We start from the raw sequence: 17253 nt of genomic DNA on the forward strand, positions 1-17253 counted from the left end.
GGCTATCGCTACTCTTCTGATTGCTACATTTGCGATCAAGAGCTCCGGTAAAACAGGTATCGACGGAATGACAGCAGCGATCGCTGTTGGTTCTGTTATCTGTATCATCGCAGCGATCGCCGGTGATACCTCTCAGGACCTTAAGACAGGATACCTTCTCGGTGCTACACCTAAGAAGCAGCAGATGGGCGAGATGCTCGGTGTTGTTGTTTCCGGTCTTGCTATCGGCGGTGTTCTGTATCTTCTGGATGCAGCATGGGGCTACGGTACAGCAGAGATCCCTGCGCCACAGGCTCAGCTTATGAAGATGATCGTTGAGGGAATCATGGGCGGAAACCTTCCATGGGGACTTGTATTTGTAGGTGTATTCCTTGCAATCTGCCTTGAGATCCTCCGTATCCCGGTAATGCCTTTCGCAATCGGTCTTTACCTTCCAATCTACCTGAACGCAACCATCATGATCGGTGGTATCGTTCGTGGATTACTTGACAGCAGAAAAGGTGTTGACGAAAAAACCAAGACAGCTCAGGCCACAGATGGTACTCTGTACTGTGCTGGTATGATCGCCGGCGAGGGTCTTGTTGGAATTCTTCTTGCGATCTTTGCAGTTGTCGGTATCAGTCTTGATATGTCCGGCGTTGTAAACCTTGGAAATATCGGCGGTGTTGTGCTGATGATCATCATGATCCTGTCACTGCTTAAATTCTCTATCTGGAGAAAGAAGAAAGCCTGATGAGAAAAAACAAAAAGGATAAGAAACAGGATATCAACTATCTTGATCTGATCCCGGAAACAAACCAGTCGATCCGGTGGCACCGGGACCTGAAGCAGCGGATCATTCTTGAGATAGAGAATAAGGGTATGTTCAATACCATCGCGCAGAAGGTTTTTGGCAAGCCAAGGTTTTCCAAGGTTCATCTTGATGAAATGGGAACTTTTATCTGGCCTGAGATCGATGGAGCCAAAACCGTGCAGGAGCTTGCCCTGCTGGTGAAAGAGCATTTCGGAGATAAGGCAGAACCGCTTTATCCGAGAATCGTAAAATACTTTCAGATAATGGAAAGCTATGAATTTGTTCATTTTATAAATAAAAAGACAGAAAAATAGCATGGAGAACGGGAACGGACGCAGAATAGTGTACGGTCCCGTTCTTTTTATGACACGTCAGTGCGGGAAACTGATGCAGTTGTCATATGATACTATAGCATTTTCGGAATTTTCACAGCGGAATAGAAATATTGAGGACATTTCAAGACAGAAATTCCGGGAATTGCTGTAAAAAATGAAAGGAGCACTTTATGAGTCTTGTGAAAAAAAAGGACTGGTATCTGGATTATCTTCTGATCATAGTAGGAACCGGGCTGATGGCACTTGCCATCAATTCCGTTTTTGATGCAACCGGGCTGGTAACAGGCGGCTTTTCCGGTATAGCGATCCTGGTGAAGCACTGGACCGGTGAGATCATAGATGGCGGGGTTCCGCTGTGGCTTACCAATATCACGCTGAACATTCCGCTGTTTTTTCTGGGATGGCGGATCAAAGGCTTTTCCTTTGTAAAAAAAGCTCTGGTCGGTGAGATCTCCCTCTCAACCTGGCTTGCCATTCAGCCGGTGTGGAATATTGCGGGAGATGATCTCCTTCTGGCTGCTGTATACGGTGGTGTGATCCTAGGAATCGGCATTGGAATGGTTTTCCTTGGACAGGGAACCACAGGCGGAACGGATATGATGGCAGCACTGATCCAGAAGTATATGCGTCATTATTCCATCGCACAGATCATGCAGTTTATTGATGGGCTTATTGTGATCGTAGGAATGTATGTGTTCGGTATCCAGCGGGCCCTGTATGCCATCATTGCGGTTTATCTGGTAACAAAAGTATCCGACAGTCTGATCGAAGGTCTGAAGTTTTCCAAACAGACATTTATCGTCACGGAGAAGCCGGATGAGGTTGCCAGAGTCATTATGGAAGACCTGGATCGCGGAGCGACAGGGATCTGTGGCAAGGGGATGTATTCCGGTCAGGAGAAGACGATCATCTTCTGTGTGGTAAACAAAAAGGAAATTGTGAAGCTGAAAGAGCTGGTAGATGATATTGATCCCAACGCTTTTGTGATCGTTTCCGATGCAAGAGAAGTTCATGGAGAAGGTTTTATAGAGAAAAATTAGGCGGATTTCAACAAAAATTTGTAAATTTTTTCAGTTTTACTCTTTCATTTTTGGTGATTTTGTATTAAAATAGCCATAGATAGAGAGGGAAAGACAGAAGATAAGCATACACATAAGTGAGAAGGGATTGAACGGAATGATATCGAATCAGGTGTTACAGAATACGCTCGAGGGACTTAAAGAAATATCAAGGACGGAATTTTGTGTCATTGACACAGACGGCAAGGTACTTGCGTCTACCTTTTCTGATTTTGAGATCCAGCCGGCAGATATCCAGGCTTTTGTAGAATCCCAGGCGGACAGCCAGCTTGTCAAGGGATTTCAGTACTTTAAGGTCTGTGATGATTATCAGTTGGAATATGTCCTGGTAGCCCACGGAGATGATGAGGATACTTATATGGTAGGCAAGCTTGCAGCCTTCCAGATCCAGAATCTGATCGTTGCGTACAAGGAGCGTTTTGACAAAGACAGCTTTATCAAGAATCTTCTTCTTGATAATCTTCTTCTGGTGGATATTTACAACAGAGCGAAGAAGCTTCATATTGAAGCAGATGTCCGTCGTGTAGTTATGATCCTGGAACTGAACCAGGAGAAAGATCACAGCTCTGTAGAGAGCGTGAAAAGCCTTTTTGGCGGAAAGAGCAGAGATTTTATCACTGCTGTTGATGAGAAGAGCATCATTATAGTCAAGGAACTGGAAGAGGGAGAGGGCTATCCGGAGATGGATAAGCTGGCTCATACGATTATGGATACTCTGGATCTGAATAAAGATGGTGAGGATGTCCACATGGCATACGGTACCATTGTCAATGAGTTGAAAGAAGTTTCACGTTCCTACAAGGAAGCGCGTATGGCCCTTGATGTAGGCAAGATCTTCTTCGGAGACAGGGAAGTTATCGCATATAGCTCACTTGGAATCGGACGCCTGATCTATCAGCTGCCTATTCCTCTGTGTAAGATGTTTATCCGCGAGATCTTTGACAACAAATCTCCGGACGATTTCGATGAGGAGACACTTGTCACTATCGATAAATTCTTTGAGAACAGTCTGAACGTATCTGAAACTTCACGTCAGCTGTATATCCACAGAAATACGCTGGTATATCGTCTGGATAAACTCCAGAAGAGTACAGGTCTTGATTTGAGAGTGTTTGAGGATGCCATTACATTTAAGATCGCGCTGATGGTTGTTCGATATATGAAATATATGGAGACATTAGAGTACTAATAGCATTCGGAATGCAGGATGATAGTTTGATATATTAAGGCAACATATTAGAACTTTTAAACTGCCGCTTATTCCTTCCCGGAATAGGTGGCAGTTTTTGTATGAGCGTTTTTCATCATGGAATATTGTTGTAAATGTCCCTCCTGTTTGGAAGCATTCACGAAGTGTGTTACTGAGAACGGAGTGAGCAGTAACGAATTCACATGAACTTCACAGATAACATCCATAACTCTATTGTAATTTTGGTATTTTTACGTTAAAATAAATAATTTGAAGAGGGCTGTTGCTTACTGTTCACTGGTAATATTCCGCGGAGCGCATTACTGAGAATGGAGTGAACAGGTTACTGTTCACTGGTAATGTCCCGCGAGGTGTTTTTTGTGAGCGAAGGCCACAGAAAACCCGAGACATATCGCGCGAATTTATGCGATCAGCATAAATTCTGTGCATCGCGAAGCGTGTTACTGAGAACGGAGTGAACAGTAACGTGAACAGTAACAGTTGTAGGGCACGGGAAATTTATTCTTGCATTTAAACAGAAAATATATTACAATAATGTTACAAAAAAATTAAGAAAATTATGCTTTTATAATATAGAGGAGGATATATATGATCGATCTTGTAGATGTGAGCAAATCTTACGGCCCGGGTCTTCCGGCTGTGAATCATGCGAACTTACATGTTGATAAAGGGGAATTCGTATTTGTAGTAGGAAGCAGTGGCTCCGGTAAATCCACACTGATCAAGCTGCTGATGAAAGAACTGGATTCTACCAGTGGAACGATCACAGTCAGCGGGGAACGTCTGGAGAAGATGAAACACAGACGCGTTGCCAAGTATCGCAGAAAGCTTGGGGTAGTATTTCAGGATTTCCGTCTTTTAAAAGACCGTAATGTATATGAGAATGTAGCATTTGCGCAGCGTGTCATAGGAAGACCTACCCGTGTGATACGCAAACGTGTGCCGGAGGTTCTCCAGGAGGTAGGACTTGCAGGAAAGTATAAGGCATACCCGGATGAGCTTTCCGGTGGTGAGCAGCAGAGAGTTGCTCTTGCCAGAGCACTGGTAAACCGCCCAGACATCCTTCTGGCAGATGAGCCGACCGGAAACCTGGATCCGAAAACCTCTGAAGAGATCATGGCTCTGATGGAGCAGATCAATGACAGAGGAACCACAGTTCTGGTAGTTACCCACAATAAGGACATCGTCAATGCCATGCGCAAGCGAGTAGTCACCATGCACAACGGCAAGATCATCAGCGATGAGAAAGAGGGAGGATATCATGAGGCCTAGTACGATCTGGTATACCCTGAAGCAGGGCTTTAAGAATATAAAAAGAAACTGGATGTTTTCCCTGGCATGTATCATCACGATGGCAGCCTGCATTTTTCTGGTAGGCATTTTCTATTCCATCGTGAACAACGTCGGTAATATTGCCCATAAGGTGGAAGAAGAAGTACCGATCACAGTATTCTTTGATGAGGGCACTTCAGAGGAAGAAATCCAGGCGATCGGCGATGCTATTCAGTCCAGGCCGGAAGTGGCCAGGATGGACTATCAGTCCGCAGATCAGGCATGGGAAGAATACAAACAGAAATATTTTGGAGATGAAGATGCGGCAGATGGATTTAAAGATGATAACCCTCTTGCCAATTCATCCAATTATCAGGTATATCTTAATGATATTACCAAGCAGACAGAACTGGTGAATTATATCCAGGGACTGGAACATGTCCGGAAGGTAAATCAGTCTGAACAGGCATCCAGGACACTTGGTTCCATTAACAAGCTGGTTTCTTATGTGTCGATTGCCGTGATCGCAATCCTTTTGATCATTTCCATATTCTTGATCAGCAATACAGTATCTATGGGTATTTCTGTCCGCAAGGAAGAAATCGGAATTATGAAATACATAGGAGCTACAGATGCTTTTGTACGACTGCCATTCCTTCTGGAAGGTATGATCCTCGGTGTGATCGGTGCGGCTATACCGCTGATCTGCCTGTTTTTCCTGTATAATTCCGCTGTAGAGTTTATTCTGACAAAATTCAATGTATTGACAGGAATCGTGGATTTCATTCCAATCTGGCAGATTTATGAGGGTCTGGTTCCCATGGGACTTGGACTTGGTGTGGGAATCGGTCTTTTGGGAAGCTTTTTCACAACAAGAAAACATCTCAGAGTATAACCAAATAGCAGAGAATCTTATGTATCCGCATGATGTGTGATCATAAGATATACAGCGGCTGTCGGAATATCGGCAGCCGTTTTCGGTATATAGAAACCGAACGGCGCACAGAGGAGTACAGAAAATCTGTGATCTTATCGGCTTTGCCGGCTGTGCAGAAGAAAGGAAAAATATGAAAAATAAAGAATTCAAAAAAGGTATAGCCATTGGAGTGGCAGCAACGCTGGTTGTGACAGGCGCTGTTTTTACCAGCTATCAGAAAGTACTGTTTCCAAAAGGCAATGCGCTTTCCGATGTGAAAACGGTTCAGAAGCTGAATTACCTGGAAGAACTGATCGATGAAGAATATCTGGATGAAAAAGACGAAAGCAGCCTGCGTGAGGGGCTTTATGCTGGCCTGCTTGCCGGCCTGAAGGATCCGTACTCCACCTATTACACTGCAGAACAGTATAAAGAGCTGAATACTTCCAATGAAGGCTCCTACGTAGGGATCGGTGCCGTTCTTCAGAAGGATGACACCGGAGGGGCAAAGATCATACAGCTTTATGAGGGTGGTCCTGGAGAACAGGCGGGACTGAAAAAGGGAGATGTGATCAAGGCAGTAGATGGAGCTGATGTTACAGACAAAGAAACTTCAGATATTGCTTCCATGGTCCGTGACAGTGAGAAAGATTCCGTAATGCTGACCATACAGCGGGAAAACGAAGAGAAACCCCGGGATGTTAAAGTGGAGATCCGGGATGTGGAGATCCAGACCGTTTCCCATGAGATGCTTTCCGAAGACACCGGCTATATCCGGATCTCCGAATTTTCTGAGGTGACCAGCGATCAGTATAAAAAAGCATTTGCAGATCTGAAGGAACAGGGAATGAAGAAGCTGGTTGTGGATCTCCGTGATAATCCGGGCGGTCTTCTTACTGCAGTCTGCGGCGTGCTACGCCAGATTCTTCCGAAAGGGTTGATCGTCTATACAGAGGACAAAAACGGAAAGAGGGAAGAGGAGACCTGCGACGGAAAAAATGAACTGGACATGCCGCTGGCTGTTCTGGTAAACGGAAACAGTGCCAGTGCATCGGAGATCTTTGCGGGGGCGGTAAAGGACTACGGGATTGGAACGATTGTAGGAACAACTACCTATGGGAAGGGCGTGGTGCAGACCATCCAGCCTCTTACCGATGGCAGTGCGGTAAAGATCACCATCGCAAAATATTTTACGCCAAAGGGCAATGATATCAACAAAAAAGGAATCACTCCGGATGTGGAAGCAGAGCTTTCCGGAGACATCACAGACTGGACAGAACTTACACATAAAGAAGACACGCAGCTTCAGACAGCCCTGAAAGAGATCGGACAGAGCTGACGCGTTCGGAGGGGAGAAAAAATGATAACTTTACAATTATTGCAGCAGATCATCGTATTTTTTCTGATGATGTCCTGTGGATTTACAGTGGTAAAATGCGGACTTATCGATGCAAAAAGCAGCAGGACACTTTCAGTCATCTGTATCTACATCATCATGCCCTGCGTAATGATCAATGCTTTTCAGATCGAATATTCCAGAAGCATCCGAAATGGCTTCCTTCTGGCAGTGGCAGCGGCCATCCTGATCCATATTTTTCTTCTGGTATTTGTACAGATCATCGGCAAGCCACTGAAATTAAGTGTGGTAGAAAAAGAATCCATCATCTATTCCAATTCCGGAAATCTGGTGATCCCTCTTGTAACGGTAGTCCTTGGTGAAAAATGGGTGATCTATGCCAGTGCTTTCCTGAGTGTGCAGATGATCCTGATGTGGACCCACGGACAGTCACTGATGGAGGCGAAGGCCGGCATCAACTGGAAAAAAATCCTCTGCAACATCAATTTGATCGCTATTATCCTTGGAATCGTTCTGTTCTTCACGCAGATCAGATTGCCGGTGATTCTTGGAAACACCATGAGCCAGATTTCAGCCACCCTGGGACCTGTATGTATGATCATGCTTGGAATGACCATGACGGAGGTAAAATGGAAAGATATTTTCAGCCATTCCAGGATCTATCTGATCACGATCTTGAAAATGGTGGTGACTCCGCTGCTCATACTGTTGTTTTTGAAGTATCTGCCCTTGGCTTCAATGGTAAAGGATGGAAAAACCATTCTGCTTATCAGTCTGATGGCAGTGATCACACCGTCGGCAACAACGATTGTACAGCTGGCACAGCTCTACGATCAGGACCCGGTCTATGCCAGCACCATCAATGTAATGACAACGCTGGTAAGTATCATAACCATGCCACTGATGGTCATGTTGTATCTTGCCTGAGCATCTCAGGGAATCGTTACGGATAACTTTGTGTCAGGCAACATGCTTTGCGGAATATTATCTGGTTACTGTTCACTGGTAATATTCCGCGAGGTGTTTTTTGTGAGCGAAGGTCACAGAAAACCCGAGACATACCGCGCGGATTTATGCGATTAGCATAAATCCTGTGCATCGCGAAGCGTGTTGCTGAGAACGGAGTGAACAGTAACATTACCTGTGAACAGTGATCGGAAATCCTACCCTCATAATTGTAAAAACAAAATAAAAGTGATAGAATCAAATCATATGAGAGCAGAAGAACTATATCTGCTCATAGTGGAAAACATAGCACAGGATCATCAAAACAGGAGGATAGCATAAATGGAACGACATGCTTTTGCAATGAAAGTAAAAGAAGGAAAAATGAATGATTACCGTAAGACCTTAGGCGAGATCTGGCCGGAGCTTACTGCATATCTTGACCGTAACGGCATTCATAATTTCAGCATCTGGAATGCGGCAGACCTGATCTTCGGATATTACGAAAATGCAGACGGAGAGGTGATCTCTCCGGAAGAGGAGAAAGTAAAGGCAGCATTGACTGAAAAGATCGGAGATACCTTTACCTGGATCTCTACTCCTGGAAAAGACATGCGCCTGATGTATCATAATTTTGGTGTTGTGAGAGAAAACAAAGAGCTGATCCGCCACAGAATGTTCATGACAAAATTAAAAGACGGCTGTGAGGAAGAATATAAAGCTCGTCATGACGGACTTGTGGCGCAGAGAGGCGAAACAATAGATCCGGGCCCGGACAGCAACTTCAGTATCTGGAGTGCGGGCGGATATATTTTTGGATATGATGAGATCGACACAACCATGGAAGTGGAAGAAACACCGGAAGCAAGAGAGGCAACCATCGCATGGGAGACACGCCAGCTCGGGATCATGGACTGGATCACCAACGATGTGGACTGGATGACAAAAGAAGTACATCCGTCCAGTGTACGTCTTGCATGGCATAATTAAAAAATGGGAAAATAAAAAGGAAGGAGGCCGGGGCTTTGTTTGGAGGTAGCCCCGGCAGTATGAAAAAGAAAAAAGTGTTATCAAAGGTAGTACCCTTTGCACATCTAATAATATACTCATATTTTGTGGTCATTCTGTGACGTCATTCTGAAAAAAGTATGAACAAAAAAGAAAAAATAACTGAACTCAAATCTTAACAATTCTTAAACTTTCCATATTTAGTTGAAACCGTACGCCCCGACTGTTATACTGTGACTAGCAGATGTTAGCAGGAGAAGAATATGTTTTATTCCTGATATCAATAAAATAATGAGGCGTGAATTTATGAAATGTTTTTGGAAATATGTAACAGGGATCGTACCTGCGTACGGGCTTTTTCCCCTTGTTTTTTCATTTGTATTTAACTGTCTTGTATATTCCGGTTCAAGGGCGATCGCAGGCGGTTGGTATCATCACAATATAGAAAGTAATCTTGATCTGCGGCTCCCGTTTGTGCCGCAGTTTTTGATTATCTATTTTGGCTGTTATGTATTCTGGGCAGTGAATTATATCCTTGCGGCAAGGCAGGAGCGGGAACAGGTTTACCGTTTTTTTACTGCGGATATTATATCCCGTTGTGTGTGTCTGATCATATTTCTGGCATATCCCACTACCAATACAAGACCGGTGATCGAAGGAAACGGAATCTGGGATCTGCTGGCCGGCTGGCTGTATTCCATTGATGCGGCAGATAACCTGTTTCCATCTATCCATTGTCTGGTAAGCTGGTTCTGTTTTCTGGGGATCAAGGATCAGAAAAGAATTCCGACATGGTATAAGGGGGTATCGTTTACACTGGCTGTGCTGGTTTTTCTGTCTACCATTTTTACCAAGCAGCATGTACTTGTGGATGTGGCAGGTGGCGTGATCCTGGCTCAGTTATGCTTTATTCTGGGACAGAAAACAAAACTCTGGCATATTTATGAACGGTTTGGAACTAAAATTGAAAAGAAGATCAACAGCTATACAGAAGGTGTCAAGTGATGAAGAGCAGAAAAAAGATCATATTTAACGGAGTGTTCCTGGCAGTAGTTTTTGCCCTGACTATCTACGGCGTTTTTCATGGAGAAGACCTGTCTTCCATGATGGATGCCATACATAGGGCAGATAAACGGTGGCTGCTTCCGGGAATTGCACTGGTAGCATTTTTTATCTGGGGGGAATCCATCATTATCTGGTATATGATGCGTTCCAGCGGGATCCATCTGAAAAAAAGAACCTGCTTTCTGTTTTCGTCTGTAGGATTCTTTTTCAGCTGTATCACACCATCTGCCAGCGGCGGACAGCCCATGCAGATCTACTATATGAAAAAAGAGAAGATTTCCATTCCGGTGTCAACGGTGATCCTGATGATCGTGACGATTACCTATAAGCTGGTGCTTGTGGTGATCGGTATTGGAATCGCGATTTTCGGAAGAGGATTTCTTCACAAATATCTGGAAGGAATCCTGCCGGTGTTTTATCTGGGGCTGATGCTGAATATCTTCTGTGTCACTTTTATGACCATTCTGGTATTTCATCCGCTTTTGGCAAAAGCGATCCTGATGAAGGGCATGAAGCTTCTGGAACGGTTTCATCTGATGAGGAAAAAAGAGGGACGGCTGAAAAAACTGGAAGCTTCCATGGATACTTACCGAAATACTGCGGCATATCTGAAGAATAATCCGCTGGTGATCGTTAAAGTGATAGGGATCACTTTTATCCAGCGTATGGCACTGTTTGCAGTAACCTGGTTTGTATATCAGGCTTTTGGACTCCATGGAACCGGTTTCTGGGATATCCTTTTTCTCCAGGCAGTGATATCGGTATCTGTGGATATGCTGCCGCTTCCGGGAGGAATGGGAATCAGTGAGACTTTGTTTCTTACCATTTTCAGTCCGGTATTCGGTGGCCTGCTGCTTCCGGGAATGGTACTTAGCAGAGGGCTGGGATATTACGGAGAGCTGCTGATTAGTGCGGTGTTTACTGCGGTGGCTCAGCTCACTATCGGAAAAAAGGAATCCTGAAAAGATTTGATCGAATGCAGATCGCGGAGATCTGCTTGACCCAGATCAGGTAAGTCCCCTGTGGGACTGTGAATATAGCCTGACATGAAAAAGAAAAAAGAGGTGTGCAAATGATAGGATTTTATGATTATACGGTAATAATGACTTACATAAGCGTAGTTTCTTCCATGATCGGAATCTTCTGCGCTGTGACGGACCATATTTCAGCAGCGGTGTGCTGTCTTGCATTTTCCGGACTGTGCGATATGTTTGACGGAAAGATCGCAAGAACTAAGAAGAACAGAACGGAGGAAGAGAAATGCTTCGGGATCCAGATCGATTCCCTTGCAGATATCGTCTGTTTCGGGATCCTTCCCATTGTGCTGGGATTTAAGCTTGGAATGTGTCATATTTACGGAATAGCTATTCTTTTATTTTACGGTCTGGCAGGCCTGATCCGTCTGGCATACTTCAATGTTATGGAGGAAAAACGTCAGAATGAAACCTCCGAAAACCGAAAATATTATCAGGGACTTCCCATCACATCCATGTCTGTGGTCCTGCCGCTTCTGTTTGTGGTATCCCTGCTTTTTCCGGAGTATAAATGGTTTGTGGTGCTCCTTCATATCGCAATGCTGACGGTAGGACTTCTGTTTATCCTGGATTTTAAATTCCGTAAGCCCACCAACAGGGAGCTGGTGATCATTGTTGCGGTAGTTGCTGTGGCAGTTCTTCTTGTACTTTTCTACAACGAAGGATGGTGGAAGTTCAATTATCTCTATAAACTTTCCATGGAGAGAGGTGGTAATCTATGATCCGGACAGCGGACAGAATGGGGCATATTACAGAGGAGGATTCCTTTCAGAACAACCTTCTGGAAAAAATCTACGGTTCTGTAGCCGGACGCATGCTGATCCGGCCGCTGGTCACTCCTGTTGTTTCCATTGCCATGGGAAAGCTTCTGGATTCCAGGCTTTCGGCAGCAGCGGTGAAACCCTTTATTCGGTTCAATCATCTGGATATGAGTGATTATGAAAAGCGTAAATACATCTCTTACAATGATTTTTTCAAGCGGAAGATCCGGGAGGGTGCCCGCCATATTGATATGGAACCGGGACATTTTATCAGTCCCTGTGACTGCAGGGTGAGTGTGTATCCGGTAGATGAAAAAGCCCGTCTTCAGATCAAACAGACCGAATATACCATAGAGGAGCTTCTCAGGAATCCTTCTCTTGGAAAAAGATATCAGGGTGGCTATGTGTGGGTGCTTCGTCTCTGTGTTCAGGATTATCACAGATATATTTATCTGGACAATGCGGCGGAGTCCGGACGCATCAGGATCCCGGGGATCCTGCATACAGTCAACCCCGTGGCCAACGATGCCTATCCGATCTACAAGGAAAACAGCAGAGAGTATTCTCTTTTGAAAACAGAGAATTTCCGTACCGTGCTGATGATGGAGGTAGGGGCTCTTCTTGTCGGAAGGATCGAAAACCGGCCAGGGAAAGCATTTGTGAAACGGGGAGACGAAAAAGGGAATTTTGCTTTCGGCGGCTCCACCATTGTGCTGATCACCGAAAAAAATGCGGTAAAGCCGGATGAAGATATTTTAAACAATTCCCGTGAAGGAATTGAAACAAGAGTATTCATGGGAGAAAAGATCGGAGAATCCTTTTAGAGGGTTCTCCTTTTTTGCGGATAAAATTAAAAAAATGAAATTACGTTCACACACACAACACAAACCTGTGATATATTATGAGCAGTAGCAAAGCGGAATGGAAATATCCGCTTTAGAATGAACCGGAAGTAAAAGCTCAGCTTTTTGTAAAGAGGGATGATACAGAGCATTTCGGGCTGTCAGCAGCTGTCCGGAACAGCGACTGAGAAACGGAGGAAGATAGAATGGATGCATTAAAAATTCTTGTAGTAGATGACGAGAGCAGAATGAGAAAACTGGTAAAGGATTTTCTCACCAAAAAGAATTTCCAGGTACTGGAAGCCGGTGACGGTGAGGAGGCCATGGATATTTTTTATAAAGAAAAGGACATTGCGCTTCTGATCCTGGATGTGATGATGCCGAAGATGGATGGCTGGGAAGTATGTCGTGAGATCCGCAAAAATTCCAAGGTTCCCATCATTATGCTGACAGCAAGAGGAGATGAGCGTGATGAGCTTCTGGGATTTGAACTCGGGGTGGACGAATATATCTCCAAACCCTTCAGCCCCAAGATCCTTGTAGCACGTGTAGAAGCCATTCTTCGAAGAACGGGACAGAGCAACCCGGATGAGATACTTTTAGCAGGTGGGATTGTCATTGACAAGGCAGCGCATCAGGCAACGGTAGATGATAAACCGATGGATCTGAGCTTCAAGGAATTTGAGCTTCTGACTTATTTTCTGGAGAATGAGGGAATCGCTCTTTCCAGAGAAAAGATCCTGAATTCTGTGTGGAATTATGATTATTTCGGAGATGCCAGAACCATTGATACTCATGTCAAAAAACTGAGAAGTAAAATGGGCGATAAGGGCGAGTATATCAAGACAGTCTGGGGGATGGGCTATAAGTTTGAGGTAGGAGAATGAAAAAACCGAAGGAAAAAATAAAAAAGATCCACAGTCTCCGCCATCAGATCACAGCATATTTTATCGGTTTGCTGTTTTTATCCATTCTGACTATTACCGTGATCAACGGAGCCTTTCTTGAAAAATATTATGTGACAAAAAAGATCGATGTACTTCTGAATCTCCGAACAACTCTGGAAAATACAGATATTGACAAGATGATGAATAGCAACAGCTCGAAAGGTATGGAGAGTATTCCCGATGAGATCCAGAGAGCCTGCTCCAGAAACAATCTTTCCTGGGTTATCATTGACAGCAGCAATACCAGCTGGCTTTCCTGGGGCGAAAATGAAAAAATGCTTCAGAGCAAGCTGTTCGGATATGTCTATGATCTGGATGAGGACGGAGATAAGAGCCGGACCTTGAAGCAGGGTGACAATTATACCATCCAGCAGTCGCATGACCGTTTTGCGGGAATGGATTATGTGGAATGCTGGGGACAGCTGGATGAGGAACATTATTTTATCATAAGGACACCCCTTGAGAGCATCCGGGAGAGCGCTGATATTTCCAATAAGTTTTACTTTGCGGTAGGTCTGATGATCATAATCTTAAGTGGTCTGGTCATTATGGTCGTGACCAGGAGGATCACCCGTCCCATCAGTGAGCTTACGGAACTTTCAAGAAAAATGTCAGATCTGGATTTTGAGGCAAAATACGAGAGCAAGGTCGGCAATGAGATCGATGTTCTGGGAGATAATTTCAACCGGATGTCCTCACAGCTGGAGACTACCATCAGTGAACTGAAATCTGCAAATAATGAACTGCAGCGTGACATTGAGGACAAGATCAAGATCGACAAGATGCGAAAGGAATTTCTGGATAACGTGTCCCATGAACTGAAAACTCCCATTGCCCTGATCCAGGGCTATGCAGAAGGCTTAAAAGAAAATATTTCTGATGATCCTGAGAGCAGAGAGTTCTATTGCGATGTCATTATGGATGAAGCCTCCAAGATGAATAAACTGGTAAAAAATCTTCTCACACTGAATCAGCTGGAATCCGGCAAAGATGCAGTTGTAATGGAGCGGTTTGATATCGTATCCCTGATCCGCGGCGTGCTTCAGACCATGAATATCATGATCGGGCAGAAGAATGCAAAAGTGATCTTTGAGGCGGAGAAGCCGGTTTATGTATGGGCCGATGAGTTTAAGATCGAAGAGGTTGTGACAAACTATGTAAGCAATGCCCTGAACCATCTGGAGGGAGAGAAAGAAATCGAGATCAAGCTGCAGGATGAGGGTAACCGTGTGAAGATCAGTGTGTTTAACACAGGGACTCCGATCCCTGAGGCAGATGTACCGAATCTCTGGAATAAATTTTATAAAGTTGATAAAGCGAGAACCAGGGAATACGGCGGAAGCGGTATCGGTTTATCCATTGTAAAGGCCATTATGGAAAGCATGAACCAGGAATATGGCGTGCAGAACTTTGATAATGGCGTGGAATTCTGGTTTACACTGGACCGGAAATAATAAAACTTTACCGTGATAATGTGAAAAAATGGGCGGCAGCAGAGAAAAGTCTTTGCAACCGCCTGTTTTTGCGTTATACTAAAGCAATGTAAATCGAAGGTGAGAGAGGAATATCGAGATACAAAAGAGCAGGAGGAAGCATTATTATGATAGGAATCATTGACTATGATGCAGGAAACATCAAAAGTGTGGAAAAAGCACTTCAGTATCTGGGACAGGAGACTGTCGTCTCAAGAGATCCCCAGGTGCTTCTGAAAGCAGATAAAGTAATCCTTCCGGGGGTTGGAAGCTTTGGTGATGCTATGGAAAATCTCAAAAAATACGGACTTGTTCCGGTAATACATGAGATCGTGGAAAAGGGAACGCCCTTTCTTGGGATATGCCTGGGACTGCAGCTGCTTTTTGAGAGCAGTGATGAGACACCGGGAGTGGAAGGTCTTGGAATCCTGAAGGGGAAAATCCTGCGCATCCCGCCAAGTACGGGACTGAAGATTCCGCATATGGGCTGGAATTCCCTGCATATTCAGAACAGCGGAAGATTATTTAAGGGTATTCCGGAAAACACCTACGTTTACTTTGTACATTCCTATTATCTTCAGGCAGAGGAGGAAGAGATCGTGAAAGCGACCACTCAGTACAGCACATGCATCCATGCGTCTGTGGAGAAGGGAAATGTATTTGCGTGTCAGTTCCATCCGGAAAAAAGCAGCCGGTGGGGCTTGAAGATCCTTGAGAATTTTGCGGCACTTGAGTCAGGCACCGGAAAGGAGGCATAATCATGTTTACAAAAAGAATCATTCCATGTCTGGATGTAAATAAAGGACGTGTAGTAAAAGGCGTGAATTTTGTTGATCTTAAGGATGCCGGAGATCCGGTGGAAATTGCCAAAGCTTACGATGCAGCCGGTGCGGACGAGCTTGTTTTTCTTGATATCACTGCCTCCTGCGAGGAGCGTGATACCGTGGTGGATATGGTAAGAGCTGTTGCAGCCAACGTATTTATCCCGTTTACCGTAGGCGGAGGAATCCGTACCGTAGATGATTTCCGGAAGCTTCTCCGTGAAGGTGCAGATAAGATTTCTGTAAATTCCGCAGCTATCGACCGTCCGGAGCTGATCCATGAGGCCGCACAGAAATTCGGAAGCCAGTGTGTAGTAGTTGCCATTGATGCCAAGAGAAGACAGGATGGCGGCTGGAATATCTACAAACATGGCGGAAGACTGGATACCGGTATTGATGCTCTTGAATGGGCAAAGAAGGTGGAAGAACTTGGCGCAGGTGAGATCCTTCTTACCAGCATGGACTGTGACGGAACCAAGGCCGGGTATGATATTGAACTTACAAGAGCCGTTGCAGATGCGGTTTCCATCCCGGTGATCGCCTCCGGTGGTGCCGGAACCCTGGAGCATTTTTATGATGCACTGACAGAAGGCGGAGCAGATGCGGCACTGGCAGCATCTCTGTTCCACTACAAAGAGCTTGAGATCCGGGAAGTGAAGGATTACCTTGCGGAAAAAGGAATTTCCGTGAGAAGATAAGTTAGATGAGAGGTGATAGATATGGCTCCTATAGCAGGAGACTGGCAGGAGGCACTGAAAGGTGAGTTTCATCAGCCCTACTATGCCAAACTTTATAAAACCGTGATGACAGAATACAGAACAAGAAAGATTTTTCCGCCGCCGGAAGATATGTTCAATGCGTTTCATTTTACGCCTCTGCATCAGGTAAAGGTTGTGATCCTGGGACAGGACCCCTATCACAATGACGGACAGGCTCATGGGCTTTGCTTTTCCGTAAAAAAAGGTGTGGAAACACCGCCATCTCTGGTGAATATTTATAAGGAACTTGAGGATGATATGGGATGTTATATCCCAAACAACGGTAATCTGGAAAAATGGGCAAAGCAGGGCGTGCTTCTTTTGAACACAGTGCTGACTGTACGTGCACATCAGGCCAATTCCCACAGAGGGATCGGCTGGGAACAGTTTACTGATGCGGCCATCCGGATCCTGGACCAGGAGGATCGCCCGATCGTGTTTCTTCTCTGGGGGCGGCCTGCTCAGATGAAGGCATCCATGCTTCATAATCCGAAGCATCTGATCCTGGAAGCACCACATCCAAGTCCCCTTTCTGCCTACCGGGGATTTTTCGGATGCAAGCATTTCAGCAAGGCTAATGAATTTTTGAAAGCCAATGGGGTAGAACCTGTTGACTGGCAGATTGAGAATATTTAAGT

General features: G+C 44.9%; 18 protein-coding genes. All 18 read left to right on the forward strand.

Annotation, left to right across the window (positions count from 1 at the left end):
* A partial coding sequence (locus tag AB5026_RS10545) for an OPT/YSL family transporter (protein ID WP_368213292.1) occupies positions 1–733 on the forward strand: 733 nt, incomplete at its 5' end.
* Positions 733–1107, forward strand: a complete 375-nt coding sequence (locus AB5026_RS10550; RefSeq protein WP_021650789.1) for a PqqD family protein — start codon at positions 733–735, stop codon at positions 1105–1107. The genes AB5026_RS10545 and AB5026_RS10550, both read left to right, overlap by 1 nt.
* 191 nt (positions 1108–1298) lie before the next feature.
* Complete coding sequence (locus AB5026_RS10555) at positions 1299–2168, forward strand: YitT family protein (protein WP_022426731.1); 870 nt, start codon at positions 1299–1301, stop codon at positions 2166–2168.
* A gap of 136 nt (positions 2169–2304) precedes the next feature.
* On the forward strand, positions 2305–3396 hold the full coding sequence (locus tag AB5026_RS10560) for a CdaR family transcriptional regulator (RefSeq protein ID WP_015526970.1): 1092 nt from the start codon (positions 2305–2307) through the stop codon (positions 3394–3396).
* 609 nt (positions 3397–4005) lie between these two features.
* Positions 4006–4689: a cell division ATP-binding protein FtsE gene (gene ftsE, locus AB5026_RS10565; RefSeq protein WP_015526972.1), complete on the forward strand. Its 684-nt coding sequence runs from the start codon at positions 4006–4008 to the stop codon at positions 4687–4689.
* Positions 4679–5584: a permease-like cell division protein FtsX gene (gene ftsX, locus AB5026_RS10570; RefSeq protein ID WP_015526973.1), complete on the forward strand. Its 906-nt coding sequence runs from the start codon at positions 4679–4681 to the stop codon at positions 5582–5584. The genes ftsE and ftsX overlap by 11 nt, the downstream gene beginning before the upstream one ends.
* A 172-nt stretch (positions 5585–5756) precedes the next feature.
* Positions 5757–6944: a S41 family peptidase gene (locus AB5026_RS10575; RefSeq protein ID WP_368213294.1), complete on the forward strand. Its 1188-nt coding sequence runs from the start codon at positions 5757–5759 to the stop codon at positions 6942–6944.
* A 21-nt stretch (positions 6945–6965) separates the two neighbouring features.
* A complete protein-coding gene (locus AB5026_RS10580; RefSeq protein ID WP_015526976.1) occupies positions 6966–7889 on the forward strand; it encodes an AEC family transporter in 924 nt (307 codons plus the stop codon).
* Positions 7890–8249: 360 nt separating this feature from the next.
* Positions 8250–8897 carry an L-rhamnose mutarotase gene (locus AB5026_RS10585; RefSeq protein WP_015526977.1) on the forward strand — a complete coding sequence of 216 codons (648 nt, stop codon included), beginning with the start codon at positions 8250–8252 and terminating at the stop codon, positions 8895–8897.
* A gap of 324 nt (positions 8898–9221) precedes the next feature.
* A complete protein-coding gene (locus AB5026_RS10590; RefSeq protein WP_368213295.1) occupies positions 9222–9920 on the forward strand; it encodes a phosphatase PAP2 family protein in 699 nt (232 codons plus the stop codon).
* Positions 9920–10942, forward strand: coding sequence for a YbhN family protein (locus AB5026_RS10595; RefSeq protein ID WP_289000258.1), 1023 nt, complete (start codon positions 9920–9922; stop codon positions 10940–10942). The genes AB5026_RS10590 and AB5026_RS10595 overlap by 1 nt, the downstream gene beginning before the upstream one ends.
* Positions 10943–11052: 110 nt before the next feature.
* A complete protein-coding gene (locus AB5026_RS10600) occupies positions 11053–11736 on the forward strand; it encodes a phosphatidylcholine/phosphatidylserine synthase (RefSeq protein ID WP_021650799.1) in 684 nt (227 codons plus the stop codon).
* Positions 11733–12599 (forward strand): phosphatidylserine decarboxylase, encoded by an 867-nt coding sequence (locus AB5026_RS10605; protein ID WP_368213297.1) that lies wholly within the window; start codon positions 11733–11735, stop codon positions 12597–12599. Before AB5026_RS10600 ends, AB5026_RS10605 begins: the two co-directional genes overlap by 4 nt.
* A gap of 224 nt (positions 12600–12823) precedes the next feature.
* Positions 12824–13504, forward strand: coding sequence for a response regulator transcription factor (locus AB5026_RS10610; RefSeq protein WP_368213299.1), 681 nt, complete (start codon positions 12824–12826; stop codon positions 13502–13504).
* Positions 13501–15018 carry a cell wall metabolism sensor histidine kinase WalK gene (locus AB5026_RS10615; protein WP_022426553.1) on the forward strand — a complete coding sequence of 506 codons (1518 nt, stop codon included), beginning with the start codon at positions 13501–13503 and terminating at the stop codon, positions 15016–15018. Before AB5026_RS10610 ends, AB5026_RS10615 begins: the two co-directional genes overlap by 4 nt.
* Before the next feature lie 146 nt (positions 15019–15164).
* The gene (gene hisH, locus AB5026_RS10620; RefSeq protein WP_118368452.1) at positions 15165–15794 is read left to right on the forward strand and encodes an imidazole glycerol phosphate synthase subunit HisH; all 630 of its coding nucleotides are present in this window, start codon (positions 15165–15167) and stop codon (positions 15792–15794) included.
* A gap of 2 nt (positions 15795–15796) precedes the next feature.
* The gene (gene hisF, locus AB5026_RS10625) at positions 15797–16555 is read left to right on the forward strand and encodes an imidazole glycerol phosphate synthase subunit HisF (RefSeq protein WP_059085355.1); all 759 of its coding nucleotides are present in this window, start codon (positions 15797–15799) and stop codon (positions 16553–16555) included.
* Between the two features lie 21 nt (positions 16556–16576).
* The gene (ung, locus tag AB5026_RS10630; protein ID WP_021650805.1) at positions 16577–17251 is read left to right on the forward strand and encodes a uracil-DNA glycosylase; all 675 of its coding nucleotides are present in this window, start codon (positions 16577–16579) and stop codon (positions 17249–17251) included.
* The last annotated feature ends 2 nt before the right edge of the window (positions 17252–17253 follow it).

This window comes from Blautia sp. RTP21359st1_E11_RTP21359_211015 (assembly GCF_040910705.1).
GTDB lineage: Bacteria > Bacillota > Clostridia > Lachnospirales > Lachnospiraceae > Blautia_A > Blautia_A fusiformis.